The sequence below is a fragment of the Erwinia sp. AnSW2-5 genome (assembly GCF_045107195.1).
Lineage (GTDB): Bacteria > Pseudomonadota > Gammaproteobacteria > Enterobacterales > Enterobacteriaceae > Erwinia.
In genome coordinates this window covers 389,100-411,344 of the sequence record NZ_JBJGXA010000005.1, presented here as the reverse complement: position 1 = coordinate 411,344, position 22,245 = coordinate 389,100, and the positions used below count along the sequence as shown (strand labels likewise).

The 22,245-nt window shown below is 53.5% G+C and carries 19 protein-coding genes and 1 pseudogene; 13 read left to right on the top strand and 7 right to left on the bottom strand.

Annotated elements, in window-relative coordinates; genetic code table 11:
* Window positions 1–102: 102 nt before the first annotated feature.
* From ACFL9S_RS06315 to ACFL9S_RS06290, 6 genes and pseudogenes are all read left to right on the top strand, one after another.
* Window positions 103–945: an MBL fold metallo-hydrolase gene (locus tag ACFL9S_RS06315; protein WP_405260976.1), complete on the top strand. Its 843-nt coding sequence runs from the start codon at window positions 103–105 to the stop codon at window positions 943–945.
* A 131-nt stretch (window positions 946–1,076) separates the two neighbouring features.
* Window positions 1,077–1,301, top strand: a complete 225-nt coding sequence (locus ACFL9S_RS06310; protein ID WP_405260975.1) for a hypothetical protein — start codon at window positions 1,077–1,079, stop codon at window positions 1,299–1,301.
* A gap of 50 nt (window positions 1,302–1,351) precedes the next feature.
* Window positions 1,352–1,702 (top strand): annotated as a pseudogene (locus ACFL9S_RS06305) (ISNCY family transposase); the annotation flags it as partial.
* Window positions 1,703–2,174: 472 nt separating this feature from the next.
* Window positions 2,175–3,461, top strand: coding sequence for a methyl-accepting chemotaxis protein (locus ACFL9S_RS06300; protein WP_405260974.1), 1,287 nt, complete (start codon window positions 2,175–2,177; stop codon window positions 3,459–3,461).
* Window positions 3,462–3,807: 346 nt separating this feature from the next.
* Entirely contained in the window at window positions 3,808–4,515 is a 708-nt protein-coding gene (locus tag ACFL9S_RS06295) for a DUF1266 domain-containing protein (RefSeq protein ID WP_405260973.1), read from the top strand.
* The gene (locus ACFL9S_RS06290) at window positions 4,512–7,175 is read left to right on the top strand and encodes a hypothetical protein (RefSeq protein ID WP_405260972.1); all 2,664 of its coding nucleotides are present in this window, start codon (window positions 4,512–4,514) and stop codon (window positions 7,173–7,175) included. Before ACFL9S_RS06295 ends, ACFL9S_RS06290 begins: the two co-directional genes overlap by 4 nt.
* A gap of 41 nt (window positions 7,176–7,216) precedes the next feature.
* Here ACFL9S_RS06290 and ACFL9S_RS06285 read toward each other — a convergent pair whose 3' ends face one another.
* Window positions 7,217–8,899, bottom strand: coding sequence for an Hsp70 family protein (locus ACFL9S_RS06285; protein ID WP_405261073.1), 1,683 nt, complete (start codon window positions 8,897–8,899; stop codon window positions 7,217–7,219).
* Window positions 8,900–9,105: 206 nt separating this feature from the next.
* Here ACFL9S_RS06285 and ACFL9S_RS06280 point away from each other — a divergent pair, with 206 nt between their 5' ends.
* Window positions 9,106–10,221 carry a metallophosphoesterase gene (locus tag ACFL9S_RS06280; RefSeq protein ID WP_405260971.1) on the top strand — a complete coding sequence of 372 codons (1,116 nt, stop codon included), beginning with the start codon at window positions 9,106–9,108 and terminating at the stop codon, window positions 10,219–10,221.
* 206 nt (window positions 10,222–10,427) lie between these two features.
* Window positions 10,428–11,633 carry an MFS transporter gene (locus ACFL9S_RS06275; RefSeq protein WP_405260970.1) on the top strand — a complete coding sequence of 402 codons (1,206 nt, stop codon included), beginning with the start codon at window positions 10,428–10,430 and terminating at the stop codon, window positions 11,631–11,633.
* Window positions 11,634–11,701: 68 nt separating this feature from the next.
* Here the strand turns inward: ACFL9S_RS06275 and ACFL9S_RS06270 are convergent, their stop codons facing one another.
* Entirely contained in the window at window positions 11,702–12,007 is a 306-nt protein-coding gene (locus ACFL9S_RS06270; RefSeq protein ID WP_405260969.1) for a DUF1493 family protein, read from the bottom strand.
* 289 nt (window positions 12,008–12,296) lie between these two features.
* Here ACFL9S_RS06270 and satP point away from each other — a divergent pair, with 289 nt between their 5' ends.
* Together satP and katG are read left to right on the top strand one after the other, a co-directional pair.
* Entirely contained in the window at window positions 12,297–12,863 is a 567-nt protein-coding gene (satP, locus tag ACFL9S_RS06265; protein ID WP_405260968.1) for an acetate uptake transporter, read from the top strand.
* Between the two features lie 151 nt (window positions 12,864–13,014).
* Window positions 13,015–15,192, top strand: a complete 2,178-nt coding sequence (gene katG, locus ACFL9S_RS06260; RefSeq protein WP_405260967.1) for a catalase/peroxidase HPI — start codon at window positions 13,015–13,017, stop codon at window positions 15,190–15,192.
* A gap of 39 nt (window positions 15,193–15,231) precedes the next feature.
* On the opposite strand, the gene ACFL9S_RS06255 is transcribed toward katG, so the two are convergent.
* Window positions 15,232–15,645 carry a GFA family protein gene (locus tag ACFL9S_RS06255; RefSeq protein WP_405260966.1) on the bottom strand — a complete coding sequence of 138 codons (414 nt, stop codon included), beginning with the start codon at window positions 15,643–15,645 and terminating at the stop codon, window positions 15,232–15,234.
* Window positions 15,646–15,748: 103 nt separating this feature from the next.
* Window positions 15,749–16,291 (bottom strand): cytochrome b/b6 domain-containing protein, encoded by a 543-nt coding sequence (locus tag ACFL9S_RS06250; protein WP_405260965.1) that lies wholly within the window; start codon window positions 16,289–16,291, stop codon window positions 15,749–15,751.
* 183 nt (window positions 16,292–16,474) lie between these two features.
* Here ACFL9S_RS06250 and ACFL9S_RS06245 point away from each other — a divergent pair, with 183 nt between their 5' ends.
* On the top strand, window positions 16,475–16,693 hold the full coding sequence (locus ACFL9S_RS06245; protein ID WP_405260964.1) for a hypothetical protein: 219 nt from the start codon (window positions 16,475–16,477) through the stop codon (window positions 16,691–16,693).
* Between the two features lie 86 nt (window positions 16,694–16,779).
* Here the strand turns inward: ACFL9S_RS06245 and ACFL9S_RS06240 are convergent, their stop codons facing one another.
* The 3 genes from ACFL9S_RS06240 to ACFL9S_RS06230 are packed head-to-tail and all read right to left on the bottom strand — an operon-like array spanning window position 16,780 to window position 19,866.
* Entirely contained in the window at window positions 16,780–17,595 is an 816-nt protein-coding gene (locus tag ACFL9S_RS06240) for a carbohydrate ABC transporter permease (RefSeq protein ID WP_405260963.1), read from the bottom strand.
* Window positions 17,596–17,597: 2 nt separating this feature from the next.
* Complete coding sequence (locus ACFL9S_RS06235; RefSeq protein WP_405260962.1) at window positions 17,598–18,467, bottom strand: carbohydrate ABC transporter permease; 870 nt, start codon at window positions 18,465–18,467, stop codon at window positions 17,598–17,600.
* Window positions 18,468–18,525: 58 nt separating this feature from the next.
* Window positions 18,526–19,866, bottom strand: coding sequence for an ABC transporter substrate-binding protein (locus tag ACFL9S_RS06230; RefSeq protein ID WP_405260961.1), 1,341 nt, complete (start codon window positions 19,864–19,866; stop codon window positions 18,526–18,528).
* Window positions 19,867–20,396: 530 nt separating this feature from the next.
* Between ACFL9S_RS06230 and ACFL9S_RS06225 the strand changes: the two genes are divergently transcribed.
* Both ACFL9S_RS06225 and ACFL9S_RS06220 read left to right on the top strand, forming a co-directional pair.
* Window positions 20,397–20,996: a GNAT family N-acetyltransferase gene (locus ACFL9S_RS06225; protein ID WP_405261072.1), complete on the top strand. Its 600-nt coding sequence runs from the start codon at window positions 20,397–20,399 to the stop codon at window positions 20,994–20,996.
* 12 nt (window positions 20,997–21,008) lie between these two features.
* Window positions 21,009–22,100: an ABC transporter ATP-binding protein gene (locus ACFL9S_RS06220; RefSeq protein WP_405260960.1), complete on the top strand. Its 1,092-nt coding sequence runs from the start codon at window positions 21,009–21,011 to the stop codon at window positions 22,098–22,100.
* The last annotated feature ends 145 nt before the right edge of the window (window positions 22,101–22,245 follow it).

Sequence of the window (22,245 nt, the reverse complement as noted above, 5' to 3'; positions counted from 1 at the left end):
TCAGTGACTGAATATCATTAAACCATGAAATAATATCAATTTATTGACGTTCTTACAGCATGTAGCATGATGAAAAGTCATCGACTCCATCATGAGGTATTAATGAATCATCTGTCCTTGCCATCGTTTCAGATTGGCGATTTTATTGTTACAGCCCTCAGTGACGGCAACATGGCAGCCAGCCTGGATCTGCTGTCCGGTATTGATATCGTTGATGCGGGGAGCATTCAGCGTAGTGCCGGGATCGCTGAGCCGGGCAATATTCATATCAATAGTTATCTTATCCGTGGCCTGGGGCGCACCATCTTAGTTGACGGTGGCACCGGAGGATTGAACAACGCAGGGGGACTGCTCAAAGAAAACCTCAATGAACTTGGGGTAAGTCCTGCTGACGTTGACACACTTTTATTGACGCATGCCCATCCTGACCATATCGGTGGCTTGTTGGATGCTGAAGGAGAACCAGTTTATAAACACGCTGAGGTATTTATTCATCCTCTCGAAGCGGAATACTGGCGAGATGATGACAAACTCAAAGAAGCCAGCGAACGCGGAAAGCGGAATTTTGCGCTGACCCGTCGGGTTTTAGATGCTTACCAGCAGAACCTGCATTTCTTTGACGGAAACGAGATAATGGCAGGCATACTCCCGGTTTGGTTGCCAGGACATACGCCTGGCCATAGCGGATTCCGCATTAGCTCAGGCAATAAGTGCTTATTGATATGGGGAGATATTGTCCATTTCCCACATATCCAGTCAGCCAATCCGGCCGTTTCCATCGCATTCGATTGCGATCCTGCTCAGGCGGAAGTAACACGGAAAGCCGTGCTGGAACAGGCCGCCAGGGAAAAAATGATCATTGCAGGGATGCACTTAGGTAATGCAGGGTTTGCTTACGTATTCATTGCTGAAGGTGGATATCGTCTTTCATACCAGGAAGACTGAGGTAAAGAGATTGGATGCTTGCCGGCTTTCAAACGATGAAAAGGCCCGCTTAAAATGGCAACGCTACGTGAATTCTGAGAAAAAAGCAGGGTGATTACCGCTGACTTTTCATGTAGCGACGCCAGATTTTTATGAGTTTTAAGCTGGCAATGGCGGGCGAAAATAATATGGATGACAGACTACAAGATAAAACGGATTTCCGGCGGCGTTTTACGCTGGTTGCTGAACTCAGAAATGATAACAGTGCGCGGAGTATCAGCGCATTACAGTATCTGGCAGAGAAGGATTTCGTTTACCATACGGAAAAAAGTACCATTGAAGTGAAGGGGAAGGCACAGCATCAAGCGAGTCCATAACCTGATATGCAATTTAACATAATATACATTATGCGCACCATCAATGATAGTGTGATCATCACCGGTTTGAAAGCCGTGCGCCCGCCTGTACTGCACTGATCTACGTTGACGATGCGACGAACCGACTGATGCAACTTATCTTTGTAAAATCGGAATCGACATTTACCTATTTTGAGGCCACCCGGGGCTACCTTGAAAGCATGGGAAGCCGCTTGCTCTGTATAGCGACAAAACCAGCGTGTTCAGGATTAACAATAAACGGTGGCGATGGCTATACTCTCAATTAGGCCGTGCGATGCATGATATGAATATCCAGAATCTGCGCCAATAGCAGCTCAGCTAAAGGCCGGGTTGAACGCGCACATTTGACACTTCAGGATCGGCTTGTGAAAGAGTTTCGATTCCTATTGTTCTAATGGCCCACTGGGCCTGGGCAACAGACGAATCAGCGTTCAGACAATAATAATCTGGTGTCGCTACGTGAACAGTTGGGGATAACTCCCCTTCTCTTTTCGTAGAATTCGCGTAGCGACGCCAACATGGATTCACCCGTGTTCAGCGCTGAATTTTTCCATTTTTCCCTGAACCTTTCCACATATTTGCCGATACCCCTTAAGGGTAGCCAGTTACGTACCTGTCACCCTATTTGTTAAAACATCAGGAATTTCAACAGACAATCATCCCGGCAAGCACCCTCTGGGTGTAAAGAGATACCATCTTTCGTGACTGACTGATGACCAAGTGTCCCGCCTGGAAAAAACATGCAGTCCATTATGGGCTTGCCGAGAAAAATTCAGTTGCGATGGCGGTGTCCGCGAACCGGCCCGTGCGTATTTGGATCATCGAGATGTTGATAACTTCCTGAGGTGTTCTATGTTTGGTATGAAAAAATCGAGCTTTTTGCTGCCCTCGTCCAAAAGTAAAGGCATCACCCGGGACATCGATGCAATAAAACAGCATGTGGCATGGATTGAGTTTTTGCCCGATGGAGAGATCCTCAACGCCAATCAACAATTTCTCGATGTCACAGGTTACTCACTGAGTGAGATTCAGGGAAAACATCACCGGATTTTTTGCAAACCGGATTACTGCCGTTCAGCAAGCTACCGTGCCTTTTGGCAGACACTCGCAACAGGCGAATCGGTAACGGGTATCTTTGAACGTTTCAGCAAACAGCATCAGCGTTTTTATCTCAGCGCCACCTATTTCCCTGTTACCGATGATAACGGCATTGTTTATAAAGTGATTAAGGTCGCCTCCGATATCACCGCCCGCCATCAAGAGCTAGAACAAAAAGAAGCGGTGATTACTGCGCTGGACCTGTCAATGGCGGTGATCGAATTCACGCCTGACGGCCAGATTCTTACGGCGAATAGCAACTTTCTTACCCATATGGGCTTTAACTTGTCTGATATTGTCGGTCAGCATCATCGCATCTTTTGCTATGAAAGTTTTTACAGTGAAAACCCTGATTTCTGGAAAAAAATTGGCAGAGGTCAGCACTTTGTTGGGCGCTTTGAACGTAAAACGGCCAGCGGTGAGCGCATTTGGTTAGAAGCCAGTTACAATCCCATCTATGACGCTGATGGCCATGTTTGTAAGGTGATTAAGATCGCATCGGACATCACTGCCCGTGTCGAAGCGGCAAAACGGGTAGCCGATATCGCCGTTACCACCTCAGAAGAAACCTCGCAAATCACGCATAATGCTAATGAGGTGTTAGAAGAAACGGTTCGTAACTCCGGGCTGGTTGCTGTTCAGGTAAATGCTGCGACTGAGATTGGTGCAAAACTCAATGCTTCGGCCAAAAGCATTACTGAAGTCGTTGATACAATTAACGTTATTGCCGCACAAACCAATATTCTGGCACTGAATGCCGCCATTGAGTCAGCGCGGGCTGGCGAAGCCGGACGCGGATTTAGTGTCGTTGCTGCGGAAGTCCGCCGACTGGCTGCATCGACCGCCAGCGCTACGCAAAAAATAACGTCTGTCGTGGACCTTAACGCCGATCTCATTCAGCAGATGTATCAACAGCTGGATGCAGTAAAACAATTTGTGGTCACCGAACAGGATAAAATCAGCGACCTCTCACGGAGCCTTAAGGAAATTAATCGGGGCGTGAACCAGTTTGTCAGCGTCATCCATCGGCTGGATGTGTGACCGCACGACCCGAGCTAAGCTGACATGGCCGCTTCAGGTTACCTGCTGATGAACTAAGCGGCATCTTACTGTCCCTGCTCTTACATTCCTGGCCAGATGCCCGGGGCATTACATTTGTCATTTCCAAAAATTCATACCATCAATCAACCAATACCTATTTTGGCTCGTTTTGTGCCACTGCGCCACCTTCAGGTCACCGTTGTCACTCATCAGCAGCGTTCCGCTGTAATGATTCAAAATCAACCATTTACTCTAACAAATCAGAATACTGAGCGCTTCCCTGCCACACATTTGATGTAATATGACTGCGCTTTGTGACCGCCTATACCCACAGGAGAAATGCTCAGTGATTGATGATTCTGCACGGCGCTGGTTGCTCGCGCTTTCAGCCCCGATGGTGGCGATAAATGCCGGACCGGGTGCGGCCTATGACTGCGATGAGTTTTATCCGTTTGATACCAGCGTTGATCTGAGTGATAGCTGGGGCATTGATTCCCGCGAAGAGCTGTTTGAGATGATTCTAAGAATGATCGACAACGGTCACGCAGAGGATCTGGAACATTACTTCAGGCTATGGCACCGTCTCAGCCTCACTGCGTGGCAGGATTATGCAGCGCGGCAAACGCCGGAGGTGCAGGCCCTGCTGGCACTGGTGGCTGACAGCGGCGTGATGTGCGGTGATGGCGGGATCCGCGCCTGGGATTTAGCCCGAATGGGCTTTCTTTGCCGTATCGGGCTGCTTAACGGCTGGATAACGCCGCAAGAAAACCTCTGGTTGCACACCCGTTTGGGCGTGCGGGCTCGTCATTACTACAGCAGCTGGCAGCGCTATAACGCCGGTTTTATCATCGGCAGGCTCTACTGGCAGTCCCTGAATGCCTCTGATGCTGATGCCCGACGTTATGCCTTGAGCGCAGACGCCGGTGGCACCACCAACATTGAATTAATGCGCCAGCTTTACACGGATCCGGATAGCCCGACATCTCAACTTCCGTGGCATATCACGACGATTGAGATGGATAAACCCGCATCATTACCGGAGATGGACCTATGAGCAGCCAGCCATGTTGGCAAGTCCTGGGCATTGAGCCGACGCAGGATCAGCAGGTGATTCGCCAGGCCTACCGTGACCTGCTCCCCCTGCATCATCCGGAAAGTGATCCGGAAGGTTTTAAACGTCTGCGTGAGGCCTACGAACAGGCGAGAAAAGGTGTGGATGAACCTGCCACCCGGTTGCCGTTTGAGCAGCCGACTACCGCGCCAGATGCGCCAGCAGCCGAACCCACTGGTCTGCTCGCGGCCTTTCGCACATTGATCACCTCTCCTGCTGAGCGTTATCTGCCGATAAACTGGCTGCGGTTTATCAGCCAACTCGACGATCTCCCCTTCACCGCTGTCGACCAGCTTCGCTGGCCGTTACTGGAAGCGGTGTTGCAGGTGAATTATCTCTCTGCCGACTGCCTTTTACTGCTGGCTAACCGCCTGCAATGGCGGATGCGTCTGGCGGAACTTGATCATGAAATGGCGCAGCAGGTGGAAGGCTTGCTGAACTATGCCGAGGGAGGCGACATTTTCGATCTGTCCACGCTGGCCTCTCTTAGCCTGACAGCACAAGAGGAAACGCTGGATTATTTTCATCAGATTCGCCATGTCTACTGGGAGCAACCGGCAGGCTGGTTGCGATACCTGCTGGAAGAACCGCGTGTGATGTTCTGGCCATCGTGCCCGCGCCTGATGATGCAGGCCGCGCGCTGGTTTAATTTAGCGGGCGAATCTAACGCAATGCTGCGCGACTACTGTCTCCGGCAGCATGAACTTAATCCGGATGACCCGGAGTGGCTTTATCTTAGCGCCAGCCACTGCGGCATGATGGGCGATAATGAAAGCGCCTTCCCGCTGTGGCTCATCCTGTATGAACAGTACCAACATGCCGAAGCCGAACAGTGGTTGCTGGCGTGGTGTACCCGTCATTCTCCGGATTATCTGCCCCTGCTGATTCAGGCCTTTGACCGCCCGGATTTGCCGTCGGCAGAATCCGCCAATAGTGATGATGAAGGCGCCTACCAGCCGCAGGCACAGTCGCCCCAAACGCTGGTGCGCTGGGCCGAAGCGACGCAGTTTACCCTTTCCCCCCTGGCCGCTGACTTTATCAGTTGGAAATCGGGCCGCTATCGTCCGAAGATCATGTTCCCGCATCTTTTGCAGGAGGATGGCTCGGATGAACTGCTGCACTTCTACTGGCAGGCCAGCATGTTAACGATGGGAAATGAAGCCTTATTACAGGCGATCCTTGACCAGCCTGTTCCCGAAATGCCGCTGAAAGCCCTTATCTTACGCGGCTTACAGCGACAGGCCGCACAGCGTCTGGCGTGGCTTCAGCATTCACCGGTGCTGGCGGAGTTCAGCACGTGGTTATATGCGCCAGAACAAGTGCCGTTGCCTGAGAGGTTTGCCGACAGCGAAGGTGCAGCCTGGAAGCAGAGCATCGCCTGGTTGTGGCACTGGCGGCCGCTTCCACCCCACAGCCTGACCCGTCTGGCGCAGCATCCGGTCTATGGCGAGAGCGTATTGCCTGCGCATACCAGCTGGCTCTGTTACCTCATTGAAAATGTCGATATGGCATTGCCGGAAGACGATCAAACGCTGCCGCGTGATGCGCTGCGTCAGGTGATGCTGCTGGATACAATGCTCGAACTGAAAGTCGACAACATCGCCCTGCTTGCTCATCTGAACGATTTCCCGCTGGATGAACAGCATCCGTTCTGGTCGATGTATCAGGTATTTACCCAGATTGACCCGGCTCAGGGGGATGAAGTCGGCCAGCTTAAAAGCCATCTGCAACTGAGCAACTCGTTGCATTTCAACTGCTGGACCCGGCTGCCCGTCAGTATCGAAGAGTATATTGCCCGGAGTGATGAGATTTCGTCCTACTCGGCCCACTATTTCTATCGTTACCATCCCGAGTGGCAGGATCGTCTGGATCAATCGCCCTCCTCTTATCAGGCCCTGTACCACGCGGTTTTTCTGTCGCATGACAACGCGCAATGTGCGCAGGAGAACCTGGACGCTCTGGAGGCGCTCGCTACCCTCACGCCAGAAGACGCCGCCTTTAAACAGCAATTGCTGTTGCGTCAGTTGCCGGCATTCCCGACAGCCGAAAACCTGGCTGGCGGGGCCACTTACGCATTGGCGGTCGCCCAGGGGATCCACCTGCTTGGCAACAATCCGGAATATTTGCTGGATGACAAACTGAGTACCGCTGCCCGGCACTGTGCTGACGATCCCGCCATGGATATCGCGTTGAGATTAGCAGCAGCGACGATGCTGCAAGTAAATAGCCGCCGTCAGGAGGTGTTCGCGCAGTACCCGCAGCGCCGCAGTTATTTCTGGCAGTTCTGGCGAGTGAATTCACGCCTTGGGCGGCTGGGGCTGGTATTGCAGATTGTGCTGGGGAGCGAGCTGGCTATCTTGCTGGTTAACGCGATTGTGCCTGAGGGGCAACTGCCGAATACCGCGCTGTCGGCACTGTTGGTGGTGATGAACCTTTACAGCGCTATCGTTCGCCGTGGGCGGGATTTAGGCCTGGCATCTGCGGATAAACTGAAAGAGATTAAAATCCCGGTACTCAAACTGCTGGGGATGTACCTGTTCAAACGTGGGATGCCGGAGGCGAACCGCTTTGGCCCACCGCCCGGCTGGCGGCGAAAAAAATAGTCGAAAACCGATGTATGCCGCCCTGTTACCGGGTGGCATTGTTATAACGACATATCCTGAAGCAGGCCTTCAAGACGCTGACGTAACGGCGCAATACGGCTTTCCTGCTGGCTGGCTAACTCCGTTTCAAACTCTTCTAACCACAGACCAATCTGTCCACGGGTATCGCCCAGCGACTGCGCCCAGAATTTCTCTAAACGCGCCAGTAAGTTGCGGTTCATCAGCTGGTCGCGGGGATGAATTTTCACCGCCATTAACCGTTCGCGGCTGCGCTGTTGCTGCTCGGGGCTAAGACCAATCGGGCTGTGGTCGATCACTTTACTTAAAGACTCACCGCTACCGGGCAGGTTCACGTCGACTTCCAGCAAGCCGTTAATGTCATAACTGAAGCGCACGTCGATATTCTGTAACGCGCCGTTGGGTTTGACCGGCACCTGTAACTCGTCGATAAAAATGTTGTTGGCGACCAGAGGATTCTCACCCTGATAAATAGCAATGCGGATAAACGTCTGTTCGATGTGACGGGTCGAGAACGTTTCCACCCGTGAAGCCGGGACGACGGTATTGCGCTCAAGGATTGGCGAGAATATCCCGCTCCTGTGATCGCTGGCGGTAGCGATGCCGAGCGTATAAGGGCAGACATCGGTGAGGATCACCTCTTCGATATCTTCATTACGCAGGCGACAAGCGGCCTGTGCAGCAGCACCCAGCGCCACAATGGTGGAGGGGTCCAGATGCTGGTGAGGTAATTTCCCGAACAATTTCACCACCAGTTTCTGAATCACCGGCATACGCGATGCACCGCCAACCAGCACCAGATGGTCAAGCTGATCCGGGCGCAAACGTGCATCGTGCAGCGCCTGTTCGATGGGCGCGCGTAGTCGGGTCATCAGCGGCAGCCAGATCTGTTCAAGCTTCTCTTCATCAAATGAGAGCGCCCACGTCTGATCCTGCCACTGCCAGCGCAACTGTTGCAGGGAATTATGCTGGCCGAGCTGGCATTTCAGCTGTTCAGCGCAGTCGTAGAGACGCGCCAGTTCAGTCGCGGGGATGGTTTCAGCATTGAGTTTCCACTCGCTGAGGCAGGCCTTAATAATCGCCTGGGTAAAATCTTCACCGCCCAGATAGTTGTCGCCCGCCGAACCGTGCACTTCAATCAGCGGCAGATCATATTCCAGCACCGTGACGTCAAAGGTGCCACCACCGAGGTCAAAGACCAGCGTGCGGCCGGTATTCTGGGTGTGCAACCCGTAAGCCATTGAGGCGGCGGTCGGTTCGTTAATCAGCCTGACGGCATTCAGCCCTGCCAGTTCGGCGGCAAATCGGGTCTGTTTGCGTTGCTCATCGCTGAAATAGGCGGGAACAGAGATCACTACGTCAGTGATGTCATGGCCCAGGTAAGCCTGAGCATCGGCTTTCAGGGATTTCAGCACCAGCGCGGATAACTCAGGCGCATCGAAGGTTTGTGTATCAAGCTGAAACTGTTTCTTGCTGCCCATAAAACGCTTAAACAGCGCCGCCGATCGCTGTGGATGGGTGGTCAGACGCGAAAATGCCGGGCGGCCAATCAGCATACGTCCATCATCATCCAGGCTCACCACGGATGGCGTTAAATATTCATTCAATGCATTGGGGATCAGCCGGGCCTGGCCTTCCTGCCAGACGCTGATCAAACTGTTGGTGGTGCCTAAATCAATACCGATCGCCGGGACAGCCATCTTCAGTTCCGTCATGATTCTTTCTCATCAATGAAGTGTTCTATCGATTTTATTCAATCATATTGAATTATAGAAGCATTTGTATGACAGCCGAGCCGGAACACTCCCTGAAGCGGGTGACAAACTGGGCCACTGCTGCTACAACGTCTCTGGTTCTTTATGCTCTTAGCCATTGCGTCAACGTGCACTATTTTCTAAGGGAAAAAATTTATATGTTTCACCTTATCTTCAGCATACCGAGTTGGTATGTGATTGCCCGTTTTCTCGTCCCGCTCTCCATGCCCCTCGCCTTAAAAATCATCTTGTCGCTGCTGGTGCTGCTGGCTTCTCAGTACCTGCTGGTCAGCCGCTTCACCTCGGGTAGCATTTTTGCGCCTGAAATGCCGCGCATGGTGATTATTCTCTTTAACTGGGCGTTCAGCGCGGTGCTGTTTCTCGCACTGACGCAGCTGGTGATTGATGTTGTGGCACTGGTTTCACTGATTGTCAGGCATCCGCTGGAGATTGCGCCAGGCGTTCGTTACATCGCCGCACTGTTCGCAATGGGGCTGGCAACGTATGGCGTTCAACAGGCCATCCGTGTTCCCGCGTTGAAAGATGTCACCCTTCAGGTCGCCAATTTGCCGCCGGAGTTCGAAGGTTATCAGCTACTCCAGCTCACGGATTTGCACATCACCCGGTTGTTCAATGCCAACTGGACGGCATCGATGGTGAAAGAGGCCATGTCGCTGAAGGTGGACCTGATCGTCATTACCGGCGATGTGATTGATGGCACCCTGGAAAACCGCCGCCAGGATGTTGAACCCTTGCGTGGTTTGCAGGCCCCGGATGGCGTAATGGCGATCACCGGCAACCACGAATACTTCTTCGAGCAACAGGCATGGACGGAACATCTGGCGTCCTTAGGGTTAGATCCCCTGCTCAACCGCCATACGGTCATCACCCGTGGAGACGCCAAACTGGTGATAGCCGGTCTGACTGATGCATCAGCCACCGCAAGAGGCGCTGATGGCCCGGACCTGGCAAAAGCCTTAGCAGGCGCACCTGAAAACGCCCCTGTTGTGTTACTCGATCATCAACCCAAAAATGCGCGCAGAAATGCCACGCAGGGCGTCGATATTCAGCTCTCCGGCCATACGCACGGTGGTTTAATCTGGGGACTCGATCGGCTGTTTGCCAAACCCAACAACGGTTTTGTTTCAGGCATTTATGATGTTGATGGCATGCAGTTGTATGTGAATAACGGCACCGGGCTGTGGCCGGGAATGGCGGTGAGAGTCGGACGTCCTTCGGAGCTGACGCGCATCACATTGACGCGTAAAAAGTAATATCGGCAAACCCGCTTACGCACTCAAAATGTGTGAGCGGGAACGCCGGGTATCGGCGCAGTATTCCCCACTGAAATAAGATATTTATATAGCGTTTTCTCTACTTTACACCTTGTAACATTATGGTTTTACGATACAAAAAATCTCCGATAACAGTGTAGAGTAGCGAGCCTGGTTGTTAATAAATTGATGGAAGTATGTGAACTATGAAAGGAATGCCGCCCATTATTCTTGCCTTACTTGCTGGCTCACTGGTGCTGACAATTGGCCGCGGGGTGACGCTGCCCTTTCTGACCATTTACCTGACTGAGCACTATGATCTGCTGCCAAAAAGTGTTGGCATCATTATGGGCGCAAGCCTGGCTATGGGTATTTTCAGCAGCCTCTACGGCGGCTACCTGGTCGACAGATTTAGCCACCGCCTGTTGATTGGCGTCTCTATCAGTCTGTTCGCCCTCAGTTTTTTCCTGCTGCCTTTACTGCCGACTGTCAGCGGCGTGGTGGTGGTGATTGCCCTGCTCAATGCGTCTTATGCCCTGCTAAGTATCACCATCAAAGCCTGCATTGCCGCGTGGCTTCCGGTAGAGAAGCGCGTCAAAGCATTCTCAATGAACTATACGCTGATCAATGTGGGCTGGGCCGTTGGTTCTTCGCTGGGTGTCTGGCTGGCGGGGTTTGACCCAACGCTGCCGTTTATGATTTCCGGCACCCTGGCGCTGGTAACGGTGATTGCGCTGATGGTGGGATTACGCGATATCCCCAACAGCCCTGAGCGCAACGATATTGAGCTGAAACCGCTGGAAAAAACCAGTCTGCGGCAGACCTTTGCCATCATGATGCGTGACCGCTGTTTGATCTATTTCACGCTGGGCAGCACCTTCGGGGCGATTGTGTTCGGGCAGTTCACCGGCTATCTGTCGCAGTACCTGATTATTATCGCGGATGCTGCTTACGCCTATAAAGTGATTGGCGCCATCATGATCACCAACGCGGTGATTGTTATCGCCTTTCAGTACGTGATGAGCAGCCGCATGAAGCAGGACAACCTGCTGAAATGGTTATTCTTCGGCACGTTGTTCTTTATCCTCGGACTGGCCGGTTTTATGCTCGCCGGGCCTTCGGTGCTGCTGTGGATGATCGCGATGGTGATTTTCAGTTTCGGCGAGCTGATTGTCATCCCAGTGGAATATATGTTCATCGACTTTATCGCGCCCGATAATATGAAAGGCAGTTACTACGGTATGCAGAACCTGAGTAATATCGGCGGCGCCGTTAACCCGGTGCTGTGTGGATTCTTACTCAGCTATACGCCGCCACAGTTCATGTTTATTGCCCTGATCGGTTTCTCGGCTGCCGGGCTGCTGTTCTTCCGGCACGGGCACCGCCTGGCGATGAAAAGGATGGCGGCCTAAGGTCGTCAATCAGGAACCGCTTTCCCCGTTGGGGAAGCGGTTCCTGCATGTCTCATGGCTCATATATATCAGTCATACAACCAGCGCCCAGCCTTCGCAGATTGGATAAGCATACTGATAGTTAGCGGTTTCTCGTCTTTGCGATTTTCTGGATAATAAATTGAAAATTTTAACTCTTCGAGATTTATGTGAAACTCATCAAAAATACTGGTTAGTAGTGTTTCGGCATCCAGTGGGTCCATATTCACCCCCTTGCTTTGATTTAGCACGGTATTATGGCTCAGTGGTTCAATCTTAAACGTTTTCCAGGAACGTCCGTGATAGGGCTTTATAATCTCATAGATACGCTTTTCAATGGCGTCAGGACCTACCATGTTTTATCTCCTCCACGAGCAATGCGATTGTAATCCCTGGCTTTAGATGTTGTAGATAAATAACGAATGCGCGAGAATTTTATAACATTTCCTTTACGTGTTGTATTTTATGCGCACCAATTGTGCGTGGCATGAAATCCAACAGAGATCTAAAAATATAAATATTGAGTTTCACCCTGATGAGATCAAAGAAGCTTTCATTGGCTCTGATTATGATCTCGCGCCCTGCCAGGGAGTGCTGGAGAGGGTTTAACTCATTTAACATTTTCATCAATATTTCTGGGGACTTATGAGTACGACTACGTTAGCGAATCCGGCTCCGCTGGGCCTGATGGGTTTTGGCATGACGACTATTCTGCTGAACCTGCATAATATTGGGTTTTTCCCGATGGATGGCATTATCCTGGCAATGGGCATCTTTTACGGCGGCATCGCGCAAATATTCGCGGGCCTGCTGGAATATAAAAAAGGCAATACCTTCGGTTTAACCGCATTTACCTCTTACGGTAGCTTCTGGCTGACGCTGGTCGCCATTTTACTGATGCCGAAAATGGGTCTGACAGAGGCGGCAAACGGACATTTCCTCGGGGCTTATCTGGGACTGTGGGGCGTGTTTACCCTGTTCATGTTCTTCGGCACCCTGGCCGGGAACCGCGCACTCCAATTTGTATTCTTTAGCCTGACCGTGCTGTTCGCCCTGCTGGCGATTGGCCATCTGGTGGATAACCCGGCGATCATTCACGTTGCTGGCTGGATTGGCGTGGTTTGCGGAGGCAGCGCGTTTTATCTGGCCATGGCTGAAGTGCTGAACGAGCAGTTCGGTCGCTGTGTACTGCCCATTGGCGAAAAGCACTAACGTCATCAAGGTGGTGGCCGTCGGCAACGCGGCCACTCTGACAACGTCTAGCGCTTCCTCATCCTCTATCACATTAATAGGGTTATCCAGATATACCGACTGCCATGAATGGACTATCTTAAATCCACACAATAAAAAGGTGGATGTGAAAATGAGCCAATCGTCGGATAACCAAAATGCTTCAGTCGCGCAATGTCCTTTCCACGCTGGAGCCGCCAAACCCACCGCAGGCAGCGGCACCAGCAGCAATGACTGGTGGCCAAAACAGCTAAGAGTCGACCTGCTGAGCCAGCATTCCAACCGTTCCAATCCCCTCGGCGTTGATTTTAACTATCGCGAAGAATTCAAAAAGCTTGATTACCCTGCCCTTAAAGCCGATCTCAAAGCATTACTGACTGACTCCCAACCCTGGTGGCCCGCTGACTGGGGTAACTATGCCGGGCTGTTTATTCGTATGGCCTGGCACAGCGCGGGCACCTACCGCATGGTCGATGGTCGTGGCGGTGCCGGGCGCGGTCAGCAGCGTTTCGCCCCGCTCAACTCCTGGCCGGATAACGTCAGCCTGGATAAAGCACGACGTCTGCTGTGGCCGGTGAAGCAAAAGTACGGTCAACAGATCTCCTGGGCTGACCTGATTATTCTGGCGGGCAATGTGGCGCTGGAAAATTCCGGTTTCCAGACGATTGGCTTTGCGGCGGGCCGCCAGGATGTCTGGGAACCCGACCTGGACGTAAACTGGGGCGATGAGAAAGCATGGCTGACGCATCGTGACCCGGAAAGTCTGGCCAGCAACCCACTGTCTGCGACGGAAATGGGGCTGATTTACGTTAACCCTGAAGGCCCGAACGCCAGTGGCGACCCGGCCTCTGCGGCGGCCGCTATCCGGGCAACCTTTGGCAATATGGCGATGGACGACGAAGAGATCGTCGCGCTGATTGCCGGTGGTCATACGCTGGGTAAAACCCACGGCGCGGGCGAAGCGACCCACGTTGGCGCGGAGCCTGAAGCAGCACCGCTTGAACAGCAAGGGTTGGGCTGGGTCAGCACGCACGGATCGGGTATTGGTGCAGACAGCATCACCTCGGGTCTGGAAGTGATCTGGAGCCAGACGCCCATGCACTGGAGCCATTACTTCTTCGAGAACCTGTTCAAATATGAGTGGGTGCAGACCCGCAGCCCGGCGGGCGCCATTCAGTTTGAGGCCAAAGACGCGGATGACCTGATCCCCGATCCGTTCGATGCAACGAAAAAACGTAAACCGACGATGCTGGTAACCGATCTGACGTTACGTTTTGACCCGGAATTCGAAAAAATCTCACGCCGCTTCCTGAACGATCACCCTGCGTTCAATGACGCCTTTGCCCGCGCCTGGTTCAAACTGACTCACCGCGATCTGGGGCCAAAAAGTATTTATCTGGGGCCTGAAATCCCGGCAGAAGATTTTATCTGGCAGGATCCACTACCGGCAGCCGTGCATCATCCGCTGCCTGCGGATATCGCTGCAGTGAAGAAGCTGATTGCTGATTCATCGCTTTCCGTTGGTGAACTGGTGTCGGTAGCCTGGGCATCCGCTTCTACCTTCCGGGGGGGTGATAAACGCGGAGGTGCCAACGGGGCACGTTTAGCTCTGGAGCCACAGCGCAACTGGGAAGTGAACCGCATCGCCAGTGGCGTGTTATCTCAGCTTGAGGCGATTCAACGGCAGTCCGGGAAACTCTCCCTGGCCGATACTATTGTGCTGGCAGGCAGCGTGGGCGTTGAAAAAGCCGCCGCAGCAGCGGGCGTGCTAATTGATGTGCCTTTCCTGCCCGGCCGGGTGGATGCGCGCATTGAGCAAACCGACGTTGCGTCATTCGCGGTGCTTGAACCGGTTGCTGACGGTTTCCGTAACTACAAAAGCAACAGAAGCAGTGCATCGACAGAGAATATGCTGATCGACAAAGCACAGCAGCTCACGCTGACCGCGCCGGAACTGACGGTGCTGATCGGTGGCTTGCGAGTTATCGGGGCTAATTTTGATAACAGCCAGCACGGTGTGTTTACCGACCGTGCAGGTGTACTCAGCAATGACTTCTTTGTCAATCTGTTAGACATGGGCACCGTCTGGCACGCCAGTGATGACACCCAAGAGCAGTATGCAGGGCACGATCGTACTACTGGAGCACTGAAATACACCGCAACCCGCGCAGACCTGGTGTTTGGTTCTAACGCCATACTGCGTTCACTGGCGGAAGTGTATGCCAGCGACAGTTACCAGCATCAGTTTGTGCTCGATTTCGTCGCGGCCTGGACGAAAGTGATGAGTCTGGATCGTTTCGACGTTCAGTAACGCTCAAGGGTAAGCGGCGCCATGCCGCTTACCCTCTTCTCATTTTCCGTCAGTCGGAACATACGATAACACCCCCGCCACACCGCCTGCGCCGCCATCCTTCGGATGATTTACTCCGTCAGTGACATTCAACGAGGTAAAATCAAACGGCGAAACGCCGTCGAGGCAGGCCGCATTGACGGCGTGTTGCTGAGGATTGGAACGGCTCTGATGGAAGGTGTAGATGCCGCAGACAGAGCAGAAATAGTGCGCCACTTCCCGGCTGTTAAAGCGATACTCCGTCAGCGCCTCTTTGCCCTTTATCACATCGATTGCCGAGGCAAACACCACCACGGCACCGCGCATCCGGCAAAAAGTACAATTACAGCGCCGCGCGCTATTCAGGCCATCAATCAGCGTCACGTTAAAGGTCACCGTGCCGCAGTGGCACTGAGCAGACATCGTATCGGTCATAACGGTTTCCTGTGAGAATTTCCAGTGAGAATAAAGTCAGCCCTGTCAGCATAAAGCCGGGCGGCAGATTATCCACCCGGTGGATGACAATATCGTGAAGCTGTCAGCTCCCTTTCTGGCGCGAGGGCATCATGCGCACCAGGGTGTTGTCGCGGAAAATATAGTGATGCACCAGCGCCGCCAGCGCATGCAGGCCAATCAGCCAGTAACCCATTGGCGCGAGCACCGTATGCCAGTGGATCAGCGTTTCTGACAGTTCGGTATCAGGCACGCGGGCAACCGGCATTGGTAGCCCGTACAGGCTCCACTCACCGCCCCAGAAATAGTGGGAGGTCAGTGCCAGCGCAGGCAGGGAAATAAACAGGGCGTAGATGCAGGTATGGGTCAGATGGCCGAGCGCCGTATGCCAGCGTTTTGGCGCGGGAATAATCGCCGGTGCGCGGCTGCGCATACGCAGGAGCAACCGCATGATCATGGTGATCAGCACCGTGGCCCCGGCGGTTACATGCGTGACCGCGATAGCATAACCGTGCCAGGTACCCGGCTGCGCATAGTCGCTAATCAGAATGGAGCCATATGCCAGAAGCAGCAGAAACACCGTCAGCCAGTGCAGCGCAATCAGAGGGGAAGTGTATTTGTTTTGCATGAACCGCAAAGCCATTGAATAAGATTGACCGCAGTATATCCGGCTAACGTGCCTTAGCCACAGGCAAAATTGACCGATACGCGCCAAAAAAATCTCGCTTAACTCCCCCTGTTCTGCCCGCCGCTGTGGCACAATATCACCCGGACTCTCCCTGCTCTCCCCCTGCCACCGCGAGGCACTACCATGACATGCCGCTCCGACTGTCCCTGCAAAAACCCGGACTCCCCCAAATTCCCTGCCGGAAAAATGTTTAACGATCAGCGCGGCCGCGCCCTGCTGATTACGGGTAAAGAGGGCCGTTTCCCGGATGCCCGCTACAAAGTGTTAGATATCCGCACCGGAAACTCCGCCGAGTACAGTTACCCGGCGTTGGTCAGAAAAGAAAAAGGCCGTATATCGTAGGGACGATCATCTTTTCCGATCGCCCCGTAAAACATAGGCCGCACCCTGCTCAACATCACGGGCGGACCGAAACAGAAGGTCGGCCTCTACTTCACTGCGCCCTCTGTTACGCCGCTGATAAATTTGCGCTGGAAGATTAAAAACACCGCCATCAGCGGCAGGATCACGATCATCGCACCTGCCATCAGCACCGGAATATCAATGGTGTTGCGGTTCTGGAACAGCATCATGCCGATGGGCAGCGTCCGCAGCTCGTCTTTGTTGACCAGAATCAGCGGCATCAAAAACTCATTCCACGTCCAGATAAACAGCAGCAGCGCCAGCGTAGATAACGTCTGACCGATGGCGGGTACCAGTAATCCCCAGAGAATTTTCACCCGCGATGCGCCATCCATCACCGCCGCTTCCACCAGCTCTTTCGGCACCTGCTGGAACGCACTGGCAATCATCAGCGTGGTAAACGGCAGCGACAGCGCGATCTGCGGAATGATCAGGGCCAGATAGGTATTGGTCAGCCCCATCCAGCGCAGTTCATGGTAAAGCGGAATGATAAATGCCTCGCTCGGCAGCACCATCCCAAGGGCAAACATCGCGGCAATCACTTTCTTGCCGGGGATCTTCAACCAGGCGAAACCAAACCCCGCCAGTATGCCGAGAAAAATACTGCACACCACCACCGGGATCACCACCAGCACTGAGTTCAGGAAATAGACATTAAAATGCCCCTGTTGCCAGGCCGTGATGTAGTTTTTCACATTGAAAGAGCCGGGCAGCGTAAACACGCCCTGGAACAGCTCCATCTGCGTTTTAAATGATGTCAGCAGCGCCAGCATAAATGGCAGCACGGTGAGCAGCGCCACCAGCCAGATCAGCGCACGGGAACTTACCGGCGTTTTGTGCATAATTAACGCTCCTTTAACGCCAGATGAATCAGCCAGTTAATCAGCAAGACGATCAGCATACTGAAAACTGCCACCGAAGAGGCATAGCCGAAATAGTGCAGGTCGAAGCCCTGCTTATACATAAAGATATTGGTGACCATCGTCGAGGTGCCCGGCCCCCCCTGGGTCATCACATACACCAGGTCGAAGGTTTTCAGGCTGGCGATCACCGTCAGCAGCAGCGCGATACGCACTTCCGGTCTTAACCCCGGCAGCGTGATGCGCATAAACTTCTGTCGTCTTGACGAACCATCCAGATCGGCCGCTTCCAGCAGTGACGGGTCCATACGTTGCAGCCCCGCCATAAACAGCACCAGACAGAAGCCGAAGAAATACCAGGTCGCGACCATTCCGACGGCGGGCAGCGCCCAGGTAAAGTCCCCCAGCCAGGAAAGTGCCAGATGAGGCAGCCCGATGGCGCGCAGCAGCTGATCGATGGGACCAAAAGCCGGGTTATACAGCCAGCGCCACACTACGCCCAGCACCGCCATCGGCATAATGTACGGCAGGAAAAACAGGATGCGCAGCAGACTGCGTTCCGTATTGCTGCGCATATCGTTCAGGAAGCTGCACAGCAGCAGCCCGATGCCGATAGGCAGCAGCGTATAGAACAGCATCAGCAGGGCGTTATTTCCCAGGGCAATCCAAAACACCGGATCGCTGAACATGCGCATATAGTTGCTGATACCGGCAAATACCGGGGACGAGGTGCCGTCCCATTCGGTAAAGCTGATCCCCAGCGAAGCCAGCAGTGGCAGCAGTAAAAAGACGCCATACACCAGCACCGCTGGAAGAAGATAAAGAAAATTACGCCAGGGGCTTAGATTCAACATAAACGGACTCACTGGTCAGAACGTCTGACTGCCCGGCAGGGTTGCCGGGCAATGCGGCTTAATGTTTCATGCTTTTGAGGTAGCGCTGATAGTTGTCATCGAAGTTGGTCACCATCTTATCCACCGTCTGACGTCCCCCCAGCAGCAGCTGAACGTTCTGATTCAGTTCGGCGTTCATGGTCGGTGTCGCCCAGTCAACATAGTGGCCCAGCCCGTCATTCTCATTCAGGGTTAACCAGACCTGCCATGCTTCTTTCAGCAGCACATTATCCGCAGGAACCTGGGCATTTTTACTGGAGCTGGCAGGCAGAAAACCGGCTTTTAACCAGCGGTCGGCCATCGCATCAGACACCATATAGTCGATAAACTTCGCCGAGGCATCCTGCTGCTCTTTATCCTTCGCCGTGCTGGTGACGGAAAACGCTAAATCGGTGCCCCCGACCATCAGCGCATGCTGCACGCCCTCGCCTGCAGGCATCGCGGCAAAGTGGAGATCTTTATTGTCTTTAAACTGGCCGAGATACCAGGTTCCGCTGATCAGGAAGGCCGACTGCCCGTTCTGGAACAGCGTGGCGGCATCATCATTACCAATGCCCTGGAAACCGGGGAAGAAGTAGCCTTTTTCGTTCCAGTTTTTCATCAGGGTTGCGGCTTTGGTCAGCTTGTCATCTTTAAACGTGCCGCCAACGTCGTAGATAAGATCATCCAGCTTTTTACGATCCTTACTGTCAATCTGCGCCTGCCACAGCGTACTCAGCATCTGCTGGCCCATATTGCCGTCAAGCAGACCCAGCATCATCGGTGCCACGCCTTGCTCTTTCAACTTAGCCATCGCGCTTTCCAGTTCGGGAAGCGTTTTCGGTACGGCAATACCGGCTTTATCCAGCAGCGCTTTGTTGTAATACAGCCCGACCATCTCCCCCAGGCTTGCCACGCCATACAGCTTACCGCTGCCGAAGTCCTGCGTGTCTGACCAGCGGTTACGCTTCAGGATGGAATCCGGGAAGCGCTGCGTCCAGCCGTAGCTGCTGGCATAACTGTCCAGCGGCAGCAGCAGCTTGTCTTTCACCAGCGAACCCATATCGCCGCCGCCCTGATTCACCTGGGCAATCTGCGGGCCATCGCCTGCGGTCAGCGCCAGCTTGAGCGGAATGCGGGTATCTTCAAATGAGTGAACGGATCGGTTGATGACAATCGATGGGTTTTTCTGTGAAAACTCTTTGATCCCTTCATCGACCGCGGCGGTCTGCTGAGGGTAGTTATAGATATCCCATTCATTAAGCGTGACGGCATGGGCGATTTGCGCCATGCACCCGACCAGCGTACCGGCCGCGATCAAACGGGAGAGCAGGCGCACCGAAGTGCGAAACTGGGACGAACGAACGGATGAACTAGACATAGTGCTCGGTTTCTCCATCACTGAATGGGCATCCTTTCATGTCGACATCTGCCAATCCCGCAGACTGAAGCTACGATTATTAACTCACCCCTCCATACTTACTTTAATAAAAAAATAAAGTCAAACACTGCCCGATGCGAATTGCAGCGCTGTGAGCGCGTGCATAAAAGCAACATATTGTGCATCTGTTCAGCATGTCATCGCGCAAATATTGACGATAACGCGTCATTCCCCGCGCTTATCCCCCTGCTGCCAGCATCTTAAGCTGACAAAAATCTGTAAAAACTAACTCCCTGTATTACCATACGAAAATCATATATTTCCCGGTCACTTTGTGGGTGTTCTGGCGGAATAAATGGCGCAGGCCGCAGCGCTAAAGGCGTACCCGGTAGATGTTCGTGGTGATTGGTTAGCAGAATGATGCACTATTACGTCTGCTTTGTGATGCAACGCAATTATTTCATCTTGAAAACTAAGTCGTCATTCATTAACGTTGAAATTGCTCATCTGCTGACCAACGAGAATTGATGATGAATAATGACCCTGTGATCCGTATCGCCACCCCGGACGACTATCCGGCGCTCTACCAAATTTGCCTGCAAACGGCCAATGCGGGTGTGGATGCCAGCGCACTCTATTCCGACCCTGAGTACCCTGGGCAACGCTTTGTTGTCCCTTATGCGCGCTTTGCGCCCGACTTCGCGTTCGTGCTGGATGTGGACGGTGAGGTGATGGGGTATGTGGTTGCCGCCCCCGATACGCGGGCCTTTGAAGCTACGCTGAACAAGGTGTGGTGGCCTGAATTGCAGGAAAAATATCGCCAGCGCCAGCCTGAGGCCGCGCTGGATGCCAACGTGCTCAACAGCATTCGTCATCCTGATGCTGCCGCCGATGCACTGGTGGCCCTCTATCCTGCTCATCTCCATATCAATCTGTTACCCGCACAGCAGAAAGGTGGCTGGGGACGCAAACTGATTGAACATCAGCTGAATGCCCTGCGTGCGGCGGGCGTCAGCGGTGTGCATCTCGGCGTCAGCCTGCAAAATGAGCAGGTGTGCGCCTTCTATCAGCGTCTGGGCTTCCAGCATCTGCTGCGCAGCAATGCCATTTATATGGGCCAGTTACTTTGAGTGAGGCAGTTCATGACCAGTTTGCGATTGCAGAACGTTGAAAAGTCTTACGACCATATCAGTGTGATCAAAGGCATCGACCTGACGATTAACAGCGGCGAGTTTGTGGTGTTTGTCGGCCCTTCCGGCTGCGGGAAGTCAACGCTGTTGAGAATGATTGCCGGGCTGGAGGAGATCAGCGGCGGTCAGTTGCTGATTGATGAAGAGGATATGACCCAGCGACATGCGACTGAACGGGGCGTGGCGATGGTGTTTCAGTCCTATGCGCTGTATCCGAATATGACGGTGCGCGGCAATCTGGCCTATCCGCTTGAGGTTGCCAAACGGCCTAAAGCCGAAATCGCCAGCGCCATTGCCGAAACGGCGGCCAAACTGCACCTGACCGAGCTGCTGGATCGGCATCCGCGTGCCCTTTCTGGCGGTCAGCGTCAGCGTGTGGCTATCGGCCGTGCCATTATTCGCCATCCGCGTATTTTCCTGTTTGATGAACCGCTGTCGAATCTGGATGCGGAGCTGCGCCTGCAAATGCGTATTGAGATTGCCCGCCTGCATGCCTCCCTGGGCAATACGATGATTTACGTGACCCACGACCAGCTGGAAGCCATGACGCTGGCAGATCGCATTGTGGTGCTGCGTCAGGGGCGTATTGAGCAGGTAGGCACGCCGCTGGATCTCTATCACAACCCGGACAATCTGTTTGTCGCCGGGTTTATCGGTTCGCCAAAGATGAACTTTATTGATGCGCAGGTGGTTGCCACCCGCGAAGGCCAGGTGCAGCTGCGTCTGCCATCGCTGGGCATTGATAATCTGACGCTGGCGCTGAGTACTCCCTGTCACGAAGGGCAGAAAGTGCGCCTGGGTATTCGCCCTGAGCACTTCCAGCCAGTGAACAGCAGCGTCAGCCCCTCGCAGTTTCGTGCGGAACTGACCTACTGTGAACTGCTGGGGCATACCAACTATCTGTATCTGAATACCGGGGATGAGCAGATGCTGGTGGTGGAGGAGCGCGAAGTGCATCAGCGGGAGATTGGTACGCAGGTGGAATGGGTGATCCCCCCTGCGCATTGCCTGGTGTTTGATGAGGACGGCCTGCGGGTCAGGTAATTTTCATGCTGTTGCATGGGGTTTAAGGGCAACGGCTCGACCCTTATGATGGAACGCTGCACGGGCATTCTGCTGTAGGGGTCGACCATTTTTTCCGGTCGACCCGTGCCAGGTCAAGGGCGTTTCGCTTTCCCACGTTGTGGGC